General features: G+C 52.4%; 1 protein-coding gene. It reads left to right on the top strand.

Annotated features, from left to right (window positions below; all coding sequences use genetic code 11):
- Nucleotides 1-63 precede the first annotated feature (63 nt).
- Complete coding sequence (locus tag OOJ59_RS27910) at nt 64-768, top strand: IS6-like element IS26 family transposase (RefSeq protein WP_001067855.1); 705 nt, start codon at nt 64-66, stop codon at nt 766-768.
- Nucleotides 769-820 lie beyond the last annotated feature (52 nt).

Genomic DNA, 820 nt, shown 5'->3' with positions numbered 1-820 from the left:
GGCACTGTTGCAAATAGTCGGTGGTGATAAACTTATCATCCCCTTTTGCTGATGGAGCTGCACATGAACCCATTCAAAGGCCGGCATTTTCAGCGTGACATCATTCTGTGGGCCGTACGCTGGTACTGCAAATACGGCATCAGTTACCGTGAGCTGCAGGAGATGCTGGCTGAACGCGGAGTGAATGTCGATCACTCCACGATTTACCGCTGGGTTCAGCGTTATGCGCCTGAAATGGAAAAACGGCTGCGCTGGTACTGGCGTAACCCTTCCGATCTTTGCCCGTGGCACATGGATGAAACCTACGTGAAGGTCAATGGCCGCTGGGCGTATCTGTACCGGGCCGTCGACAGCCGGGGCCGCACTGTCGATTTTTATCTCTCCTCCCGTCGTAACAGCAAAGCTGCATACCGGTTTCTGGGTAAAATCCTCAACAACGTGAAGAAGTGGCAGATCCCGCGATTCATCAACACGGATAAAGCGCCCGCCTATGGTCGCGCGCTTGCTCTGCTCAAACGCGAAGGCCGGTGCCCGTCTGACGTTGAACACCGACAGATTAAGTACCGGAACAACGTGATTGAATGCGATCATGGCAAACTGAAACGGATAATCGGCGCCACGCTGGGATTTAAATCCATGAAGACGGCTTACGCCACCATCAAAGGTATTGAGGTGATGCGTGCACTACGCAAAGGCCAGGCCTCAGCATTTTATTATGGTGATCCCCTGGGCGAAATGCGCCTGGTAAGCAGAGTTTTTGAAATGTAAGGCCTTTGAATAAGACAAAAGGCTGCCTCATCGCTAACTTTGCAACAGTGCC

The sequence above is a fragment of the Citrobacter sp. W9 genome (assembly GCF_026719375.1).
Lineage (GTDB): Bacteria > Pseudomonadota > Gammaproteobacteria > Enterobacterales > Enterobacteriaceae > Citrobacter > Citrobacter werkmanii.
This window is presented reverse-complemented; position numbering and strand designations above follow the sequence as displayed.